We start from the raw sequence: 8,507 nt of genomic DNA, 5'->3' as shown, positions 1-8,507 counted from the left end.
TCTCATCTCCACTCTCTGATGGTTACGATGAGCCTGAAATCCTCCGCTACGCAATCAACCTAGTCTGTTCCATGGGTGCTGATGGCGGACACGAAAAAGATGCAGTTGCTGCCGAATTGCGTGCAGGGCAGGCATCCATGCATCACGGGCATCTATTTCACGCATCAGGGCCCAATAACACAGACGATAGACGCATTGGTGCGGCGTTGCGTTTCATAAAGCCTTCAATGAAACAGCAGAATGGCGTGAAAACTTTGGTTGCGCTAGTCGCAGGGCGAGATGATTTTGGGCATTTCTTACTTGCGTCCTCCCCTCAGGGCTTTTTGCATGAGAACGATTTCGTTTTGTGTCAAAGGGATGCAGACCGCAAGAAACAAATACTCTTCGCCGGAGTGTAATGGTTCCCTTAGCAAGTTCAGAACCATTGTTATTTCGACCCAATAGCCGACCTGAAGCGCTAAAACTGGCGGACCTACAAGTGTTATCATCGTCGCTCAGCTTTTCTTCCATCGGGCAAAAAGCTGAAGAGGTAGTCTACGGCAAGCTCGAAATTAGACTATTCATTGCTAGCTCATAAGGCATTCTGTTTGGTCTTGTCAGAAGAACTTTGCTTAAGCGAGGTAGGGGTGTTGCATAGCTTTTTCCCATGACCAGACCTGCCTCATTCAAATACTTCAAAACCAGCCCCGTGATAATCCGCCTTGCGGTGATGCTGTATATCCGTTTCCCGCTCTCGCTTCGAAATGTCGAAGATCTGTTACACGAGCGAGGCATCGACGTGAGCCACGAAACTGTCCGATATTGGTGGAACAGGTTTGGCCCTATGTTTGCATCAGAGATCCGAAGAAAGCGTGATCAGCAACTCAGAGCCTTTTCAAAATCGAAGTGGCACGTTGACGAGGTTTTCGTGAAGGTGAATGGCAAGCGGCATTATCTTTGGCGGGCTGTGGATCATGAAGGCGAGGTGCTGGAAGCCGTTGTTACCAAACGCCGAAACAAAGCTGCAGCGCTGAAATTCCTCAAGAAATTGATGAAGCGACATGGTTGCGCCGAAGAGATCGTCACAGATCGCTTCGCTTCCTACATGGCTGCGCTCAGAGAAATGGGCGCGCTCGAAAAACAACAGACGGGAAGGTGGCTCAACAACCGCGTCGAGAATTCGCACCTGCCGTTTCGACGACGCGAACGCGCGATGCAGCGTTTCAGGCGAATGCGAAGTTTGCAGAAATTCGCCTCCGTCCATTCCTCTGTTTACAATCACTTCAGCCAGGAAAGATCGCTAGCCAGTCGAGACACCTTCAAGCTGACCCGCACCGCCGCTCTCGCCGAGTGGCGTCAACTTTGTTCCGGATAGGTTCGCGGTTTCCGCGGCAAACTGAGACTGGTTCGAATTCGTCTGACAGCACCGCCATTACTCCTTCTAACAGAGAACTATGTCTGCCCCGGCGTCTTGGCTGTGCAACGCAGTTTCGTGAACCACGCCAGATTTCCGAAAGCCCAGGATCGTATACCCTGGTCGCTATTGCGTTCCCTTAAAAGAACACCCGTTAAGCCGGAAAATAAAAAACACTATAAACATTAACAAAAATATCAATTTGATATAGAGTTATAGTGTTTTTGTTCTGTATCGCTTGGGTTTTCGTGTGACACAAACGCTTTATGACAAATACGGTGGCTTCAAAACGATCAGCCGTGTCGTGATGACCTTCTATGAAATGGCGTTGGATTCGGATGATATCGGCCATTATTTTGAAGATATCGACATGCCTCGGCTGATTGATCATCAGACGAAATTCGTATCGTCCCTGATTGGCGGACCGGCGTCATTCAGTGATGACAGGATCGAAGCCGTTCACAGGCATCTGGGTATTTCACACGACGAATTTGATGTGATGGCTGAGCTGTTTGGCGAAGCGCTGAGCGTGCATGGTATGTCCGATCAGGATATCAAAACCGCGCTGGCTGCAATTGAAGGGAAGCGTTCAATTATCGTCGCCCGAAACGCGGCATGAGCATTCATGCGATAAACGAACAGCTGTTACGCGCCATCGGTGTCGGCATTGCCGTGGTGCGCGCCTCGGATCTTCAGTTCGTGTTTCATAACGGACCTTTCGCAGAGTGGTTTGGAACCCCCGAGAACGGCAGTACTCTTACGGACATTCTGCCTGCCCTTGATCCCAAAGAACTTGAAGACGTCAAGCAATCGGGCCTGAGATATTCGGTTGAGTTGCAGATCAAACCAAAGCGGCGGACCTTGATCTTTGCGGTCGCAGTTTCGTTGGCAAGCGGATTGTCAGAGCAGGTTCTGATTGTCGAATGCCAGAACATCACGCGCATTCGCGAGCTGGAAAGTATGATCGACAGCTATTCCACCATGGTCGAACGCAACACGCGAGAGCTGGAACGCGAAAAAGAACGGGTTGAACGCCTGCTTTTGAACTTGATGCCACGGGCGGTTTATGAAGAATTCAAGACCTTCGGTGTTGTCACTCCGCAGCTCTACAAGCAGGTGTCTGTGGTCATGCTGGACTTTGTGGGTTTCACCGATTTCGCGGCCAAGACCGACCCGACAGTGACCCTGAGTGAGTTGAACGACATTTTCACGGCGTTTGACAGGATCGTTGAACAATTCGGGTGTGAAAGGATCAAAACAATAGGTGACGCATATCTTGCGGTCTCAGGCATGCCTGACCCGACACCCGATCACGCGACTGCAGTGGCTCATTGCGCGGTACGTTTCCTGCGTTATCTCGAACGCCGTAACGAAAGCCATCCGCACAAATGGCAGGCCCGGATCGGTTTGGGCATGGGGGCCGCAGTCGGGTCTGTCGTGGGCATTCAGAAATACGTCTACGACGTTTTCGGTCCGGCGGTAAATATCGCGTCCCGACTGCAAATTTTCGCTAATCCTATGAAAATAGTTGCGCTGGAAGAGATGAAATACGCCCTGATTGACGAGTTTCAGGTCTCGGACCTGGGACGTGTCGACATAAAGGGAATGGGCGAGATGAATCTTATCAACGTAACGTCCGGGCTGAGCTTACCGCAAAGCAGTCGAACTTTTTGAAAGGTGTCAGTCGTCCTGCGGGATCAGACCCAGCCCTCGCAGATAGATACCAATGCCGCTTTCCAGCAGGTCTTCCGGGGGGAAGGGAGACGTCGCCCCGGTATTGCGCGCGTATAATTCGACCACGCCATGGCTCATCGCCCAGATGTGCGCGCTGAACATCGACGCGGGCGGGCGCTTTTCTGGTGGAATATGTTGCGACAAGTCAGCGGCTGCTTTCTCGAGAACCGATTTGGCCCGATTGGCGGCCATGGATAATTCTGGGGTGCGATTCAACGAAATTCCGCTTTCAAACATGGCGATGTAGTGGCCGGGGTTCTTCCGGGCAAAAGCCAGATAGGCCCGCCCGGTTGCCTCGAAGGCGGACAGGGCAGAGGGTTGGCCTGTGTCATAAGCGTATTGCATCAGGTCCGCGAACATCTCGAATCCCTGCCGTGCGGCTTCGGCGATAAGGTCTTCGCGCCCTTCAAAATGGCGATAGACTGCGGCTGGTGTTACGCCAGCGGTTTTGGCGGCTTCAGATAACGTAAAACCTGTCGGCCCCTTTTCTTCGATCAAGGACAAGGCTGCCTCGATCAGAGCTTGCTTTAGGTTTCCGTGATGATAACCGCGTTTCGACATCCCGGCCTCAGGTTCTTCGATTAGGTATTGGAAGACAAGGGGATAGACCAAATACACCCGGTCGTCCAACACTTGCCCTTGAAAGCCTTGGCCGGGCAGGGCGAAAACGCAATCTACGCTTCCCAGACATCCGGACCACCGCAGATCAGGGGATCAATGCCACCAATGCTTTTTGCGTCCTTCTCATCATAGTCCAGCGTGTGCAGGACCGTTTGAATTGCTGCAAGACGGGCGCGTTTCTTGTCGTCGGACCGGACTATTGTCCAAGGAGATATGTCTGAATGTGACCGGGTAAGAGTTTCCGAAATCGACTGTGTGTATTCATCCCACTTGTCCAACCCTGCCACGTCAATCGGGCTGAGTTTCCATTGCTTTAACGGGTCGGTTTCACGGGCCAGAAAACGGTTTAGTTGCTCAGCGCGCCCGACATTGAGCCAGAACTTGAAGAGTTTGATGCCATCATTGACCAGACCCGTTTCAAGCGGCAGAACCTGACGAAAGAACCGCTCGCGCTCTTCCCGGGTGCAGAAACCAAAGACGTTTTCGACCACGCCGCGATTGTACCAGCTGCGGTCAAAGAACACGATCTCGCCGGCTGCAGGCAGGTGCGGGATGTAGCGCTGAAAGTACCATTGACTGCGTTCAGTTTCCGAGGGTTTGCTGAGCGCCACATTGCGCGCGCCGCGCGGGTTCAGGTTTTCGCGAAACCGTTTGATCGTTCCGCCCTTACCGGCAGCATCGCGGCCTTCGAAGATGATGGCGATCCGTTGCGCCGTGTCCTTGACCCAAGACTGCATTTTGACCAGCTCGATCTGGAGCAGTTCCATCTGCTCTTCATAGTCCTTGGGTTTCATCTTCTCGCTATATGGGTAGGTCGGGTTCAGGATATCGCCTTTCTTCGAATTCTCGATCTCATCCCGCATAGCTTTGGGCGCGCTATCCTGAAAATACTTCTCGATAGAACCTTTTTCGGTCCGAGCCATATGTCACCTCGCGATAAAACCCATATCCGACTATGGATTAGAGCTTGGATTAACGCAAACCTGCACGCTGCGCTGCACGATCAATTGCGGCAGCAACTTCGGGCGCTGCGACAACCTGCGGCATGTGACCGATCCCCGGTAACGCGACCAGTTCGGCCTGCGGGATTTGCTGGATCAGACGTTGCGAATGCCATTCAAGGCCGACAGTGTCATCGGCGGTGCCGTGAACGATTTCGGTTGGCACTGAAATCTCACCGTATCGCGGCTGCAATTGGGTTATCTCATCCAATAGGTTGGCCCGTTGCTTGGCATTTGCATGCATGGAACTGCGCCGAATGGTCAGGCCGGGCCCAAAATGTTCAGCATATCCAGCGGGGGCCGATTGGGGCGCAAATACACTGTCCAATGCCCGCGTTACGTACCAATCGGGCACAAAGGAAGAAATCAGAGGCAGGGCGAGCGTATTGCCGAGCGTGGTAGACGCTAATTGGTTAAACCCATCCAGCGGCGTTTCCCACGGAATGGCGGCGGGTGCGATCAGAACAAGTGCTGAGAGGTCGTCGGGCCTGGTGACTGCCCATGCTAGTGCCACTGAACCACCGTAGCTTTGGCCCGCCACGACAGGCTTGTCCGCCCCAAGCTGGGCAGCAGCTTTTTGCAGGATATCCGCTTGCTCCGTGATCATTTCACCGTCTGGGTTGAAACTTTCTGAAAACCCCAGGCCAGGCCGGTCAAAAACGATGACGCGGTAGCTTTCCGCCAGAATAGGTGCCAGCGCAAAGGTCATGTCGCGGGTGTTGCCGCTTGAGCCGTGAAGAAGGACCACATCTGGCCCATTCCCTATGACAACCGCATGAACCGCGATTCCGTCGACATCAAGAATCTGGCCTTCGGGTGGGAAAGCCGCTTCTGCCTGTGCTTCATTCCGGGCGCTGCGCCACGCAGTCACAGCGACAAGGCCCAGAATGATGAGGCTAAAGGATATCAAGGTCTTAGTGGCCAATTTTGCTCATATCAAAAGGCGTCGTCTGATAGATTTCGTTTATCCAGTTTCCGTAAAGAAGATGCGCGTGACTGCGCCAACGGTTTTGAGGTGTCTTGGATGGGTCATCATCCGGATAGTAGTTGATCGGCACGTTGATGGGCGTGTCATTGGCGACGTCGCGGTCATACTCCTGTTTCAGCGTGTCGCTGTCATACTCAAAATGATTGAAGATATACAGCGCGCGGTGGCTGGGATCTTCGACCAGACAGGGACCCACATCATCGCTGCCCAGAAGGGTCGTCAAACCCTGCGCGGCGTCGATCTCATCTTGTTTCATTTCCGTCCAGCGGCTGACCGGGATAACGCAATCGTCAGAGAACCCACGCAAAAAAGGTGATGCAGGGTTCAGGTTGCGGTGGCGGAAACAGCCAAAGGCCTTGGCATCCAGCATGTGTTTTCGGACACCGTGAAAATGGTTGATCATCGCCATCCCGCCCCAGCAAACACCAAAGGTTGAATGAACGTTGGTTTGGGTCCAGTCGAAGATCTCGCTGATTTCATCCCAATAGGTGACATCACCAAATTCCAGATGCTCGATCGGCGCGCCAGTAATGATCAGGCCGTCAAATTTCTGGTCCTTGACCTCCTGAAAAGGCTGATAGAACTCGGACATATGCTCGGCGGCAGTGGTTTTTGTCTGATGTTCCGTCATACGGATCAATGACAGTTCGATCTGCAACGGGGTTGCACCGATCAGGCGCGCAAACTGGTTTTCCGTCTGGATCTTCTTCGGCATCAGATTTAGCAGCCCGATGCGCAGGGGGCGAATATCCTGACGCATTGCCTGATCCTCGGACATGACCATAACGCCCTCTTTGTTCAGGACGTCAAAGGCGGGCAGATCAGAGGGAATTTTGATGGGCATGTGTCTGACTTCGAAGAGATTAGGGAAAACTGGTAGTTAGGCGTTATTGCGTCTGGCCTCAAGGGTGCGTTCGATCAACTCATCGAAATCGGCCGCATCGCGGATCTTGCCGATGTCGTTGGCATCAATCGTCACGCCCCAGTTCTTTGCCATCGCCTCGTATCGGGGCTGACGATGGGCCAGGGCTTGCGCATAGGTCCAGCGGACAAAATCATCGGGGTTGACCTCGGCCTCTGCACAGCCGTGTTGATCCAGATACTCGGTCCAGGAACGTGTCAGAAAATCAGCCTGATAGGACATGGGTTTTGGGGCCTTGTCGAAACGGCGCACAAGGTCGGCTGTGTGACCCTCGTCACCCTTCAGCCAGATCATGAGGGTGTGCCGCGCGAGTTCGGACAAAACCTGATCCCTTGGGTCTTCGGGATCTACCCACTCGCAGATGGATCCGCCCGTATCGCAGATAAAGTGAGGATATTTGTACAGACGCTCGGCGCGGTCGATGAAGTATTCGGTGTCCAGCAGCGCATGAATTTCGGCCAAGCGAAACTGTTCCTGCCTGCGGCGGTATTCCGGCATGTCCAAGCCGCCCAGATCGGGGTTTCCCGGCTTGCCCAGATAAGCGGCAACAGGTGTCAGGTTGGCGAATGAAATATTCGAACCGATATAGATCGAATCCGACAACAGCAGTTCACGCAAGAACGGAACTTTCATGGCCTCGGCCTTGGCATTGTCGGTGATGTACTCGCCCATATAGCGCGTGCCGATCCGGTAATCGATCGAGTAGTGGAACCAGTTCCCGGAATCTCTGAGGATGTTGGATACGTAGGTCTTGCCCAACCCCGACATGCCAAAGAACAGCACTTTCTTTCGGCTTGCCGTGCGCCAGTCATTGGCTGAGGTGTAGATCATTTTGCGCTGTCCTTTTTTGCCCTAGCTAAATCGGGCAGCGCACGGCGTCAATTGGGCCGGGGCGAACGATTGAGAACCAAAAGGCCAATCGCCAGAACGGCAAAGCCCAGAAAGGCGCTAGGGGGCAGGGACTCTTCGCGCAGCAATGCACCCAGAACAATAGCGACCGGAGGTATGACAAGTGTGACCAGCATCAGATTGCCACTGCCGGCCATTGCCAAAACCCGGTAGTAAAGCAGATATGCGCCGGCCGTTGCGACAATCGCATAGTACCCGATGGCCACCCAGGTTATTGCGGGTAACGCCAAGCTGGGTACTCCATCAACTGCTAGTGTTATTGGCAATACCAGCACTGTCGAAGCCGTCAGCATACCGGCGGCGGCAATCACCGGGGGAAGGTGCGATAATGTCTGCCTCGCCCAAGCCGCGGCACATGCGTAGGAAACTGTTCCGGCCAACACTGCAAGCTGAGCGGTGCTTTGCAGGCTGAAACTCAAGAAGTTCTACACTCCAATCGCGATTGAGACACCAAGAAACCCCAGGCAGACACCCAGTAGCCGGGTTTTTGTCAATCGCTCGTCGCGAAAAAACAGTGCTGCTATCAAAACGCCGAAGATCGCAGTTGCTGCATTCAGGATCGCCGTCAGACCCGTGTCAATGTAAAGCTGCCCCCAAAGCCATCAGGCTGAAGGGGATGACGTTGTTCAACAGCCCCATGACCAGAAAAGCGCCCCAGATACGGGGCGCACGCGGCACCTTGATCCGCCTGATACAAGTTACCAGCCACAAAACCAGCATGGCCCAGAATGTGCGGTGCAAAACCGAAGTCATCACGGGAAGCGTGTCCAGAGCGACCCGGATGGAAACAAAGGAGGCGCCCCAGATCAGTCCAAGGAGCAAAAGCTCGGCCCAGGCGCAGAGAGAGAGGTGTTTTTGTTCGTTCATGCGGGCACTGTTTCATTGAAGTTAACCAACGGCGACCCGGTTCATGCGAAAAAGCCCCGCAGAAACTGCAGG

At 53.6% G+C, this 8,507-nt stretch carries 9 protein-coding genes and 1 pseudogene; 4 read left to right on the top strand and 6 right to left on the bottom strand.

Going from position 1 to position 8,507, the window contains the following annotated elements; genetic code table 11:
- From ACR0AM_RS12985 to ACR0AM_RS12970, 4 genes are all read left to right on the top strand, one after another.
- On the top strand, positions 1-398 hold a 398-nt coding region (locus tag ACR0AM_RS12985; RefSeq protein ID WP_480623118.1), incomplete at its 5' end, for a phytanoyl-CoA dioxygenase family protein.
- A 248-nt stretch (positions 399-646) separates the two neighbouring features.
- Entirely contained in the window at positions 647-1,354 is a 708-nt protein-coding gene (locus ACR0AM_RS12980; protein WP_480623117.1) for an IS6 family transposase, read from the top strand.
- Positions 1,355-1,643: 289 nt separating this feature from the next.
- On the top strand, positions 1,644-2,012 hold the full coding sequence (locus tag ACR0AM_RS12975) for a group I truncated hemoglobin (RefSeq protein ID WP_480493317.1): 369 nt from the start codon (positions 1,644-1,646) through the stop codon (positions 2,010-2,012).
- Positions 2,009-3,067, top strand: a complete 1,059-nt coding sequence (locus ACR0AM_RS12970) for an adenylate/guanylate cyclase domain-containing protein (RefSeq protein ID WP_480623116.1) — start codon at positions 2,009-2,011, stop codon at positions 3,065-3,067. The genes ACR0AM_RS12975 and ACR0AM_RS12970 overlap by 4 nt, the downstream gene beginning before the upstream one ends.
- Positions 3,068-3,073: 6 nt before the next feature.
- On the opposite strand, the gene ACR0AM_RS12965 is transcribed toward ACR0AM_RS12970, so the two are convergent.
- The 6 genes and pseudogenes from ACR0AM_RS12965 to ACR0AM_RS12940 all read right to left on the bottom strand — a co-directional run bounded on the left by ACR0AM_RS12965 (position 3,074) and on the right by ACR0AM_RS12940 (position 8,435).
- On the bottom strand, positions 3,074-3,688 hold the full coding sequence (locus ACR0AM_RS12965) for a TetR/AcrR family transcriptional regulator (RefSeq protein ID WP_480476721.1): 615 nt from the start codon (positions 3,686-3,688) through the stop codon (positions 3,074-3,076).
- A gap of 113 nt (positions 3,689-3,801) precedes the next feature.
- Entirely contained in the window at positions 3,802-4,671 is an 870-nt protein-coding gene (ppk2, locus tag ACR0AM_RS12960; RefSeq protein WP_480623115.1) for a polyphosphate kinase 2, read from the bottom strand.
- Positions 4,672-4,720: 49 nt separating this feature from the next.
- A complete protein-coding gene (locus tag ACR0AM_RS12955; protein WP_480603836.1) occupies positions 4,721-5,674 on the bottom strand; it encodes an alpha/beta fold hydrolase in 954 nt (317 codons plus the stop codon).
- Positions 5,664-6,581, bottom strand: coding sequence for a homoserine O-acetyltransferase MetA (gene metA / locus ACR0AM_RS12950; RefSeq protein WP_480603834.1), 918 nt, complete (start codon positions 6,579-6,581; stop codon positions 5,664-5,666). Before metA ends, ACR0AM_RS12955 begins: the two co-directional genes overlap by 11 nt.
- A 36-nt stretch (positions 6,582-6,617) precedes the next feature.
- Positions 6,618-7,490 (bottom strand): ATPase, encoded by an 873-nt coding sequence (locus tag ACR0AM_RS12945; RefSeq protein ID WP_480516818.1) that lies wholly within the window; start codon positions 7,488-7,490, stop codon positions 6,618-6,620.
- Between the two features lie 47 nt (positions 7,491-7,537).
- Positions 7,538-8,435, bottom strand: a pseudogene (locus ACR0AM_RS12940) (DMT family transporter).
- Positions 8,436-8,507 lie beyond the last annotated feature (72 nt).

Source organism: Ruegeria sp. AD9, assembly GCF_056542305.1.
Note: the sequence above shows the minus strand (reverse complement) of the source record. Positions and strands in the feature narration are given on the sequence as shown.

Bases quoted from the DNA above. Each gene is read 5' to 3' on its own strand.
- ACR0AM_RS12965 (WP_480476721.1), bottom strand. From the start codon at position 3,688: ATGTCGAAACGCGGTTATCATCACGGAAACCTAAAGCAAGCTCTGATC.
- ACR0AM_RS12970 (WP_480623116.1), top strand. From the start codon at position 2,009: ATGAGCATTCATGCGATAAACGAACAGCTGTTACGCGCCATCGGTGTC.
- ACR0AM_RS12945 (WP_480516818.1), bottom strand. From the start codon at position 7,490: ATGATCTACACCTCAGCCAATGACTGGCGCACGGCAAGCCGAAAGAAA.
- ppk2 (WP_480623115.1), bottom strand. From the start codon at position 4,671: ATGGCTCGGACCGAAAAAGGTTCTATCGAGAAGTATTTTCAGGATAGC.
- ACR0AM_RS12980 (WP_480623117.1), top strand. From the start codon at position 647: ATGACCAGACCTGCCTCATTCAAATACTTCAAAACCAGCCCCGTGATA.
- metA (WP_480603834.1), bottom strand. From the start codon at position 6,581: ATGCCCATCAAAATTCCCTCTGATCTGCCCGCCTTTGACGTCCTGAAC.